The following is a 336-nucleotide window of genomic DNA, read 5'->3' on the forward strand; positions in this document are numbered from 1 at the left end:
ATAAACAAGTCAAGAATGTATTCGAAAACTTACCGGGTTACACATATGAGCATATTTTTATTGATAATGCTTCAAAGGATCGCACGGTCGCCATCCTTAAAAATATTGCCCATACAGACTTCAATGTTAAAATTATCGTGAATTCCAGGAATTTTGGCCATATTCGTTCTCCCTACCATGCATTATTGCAAGCAGAAGGTGATGCTGTAATATTGATGGTAGCCGATTTGCAAGATCCTCCAGGAATGATAAAGGATTTTATCGAAAAGTGGGAAGAAGGATATAAAGTAGTATTAGGGGTCAAAACTCAAAGCCATGAGAGTCCAGCTATGTTTG

General features: G+C 37.5%; 1 protein-coding gene. It reads left to right on the forward strand.

The genetic code is table 11. From position 1 onward, the window contains the following. Positions 1 to 336, forward strand: a 336-nt coding sequence (locus KIH86_RS12580) for a glycosyltransferase (RefSeq protein WP_223110492.1), incomplete at both ends; no start/stop codon positions are given.

It is taken from the genome of Paenibacillus sinensis (genome assembly GCF_019904155.1).
GTDB classification, from domain to species: Bacteria; Bacillota; Bacilli; order Paenibacillales; family Paenibacillaceae; genus Paenibacillus_AQ; species Paenibacillus_AQ sinensis.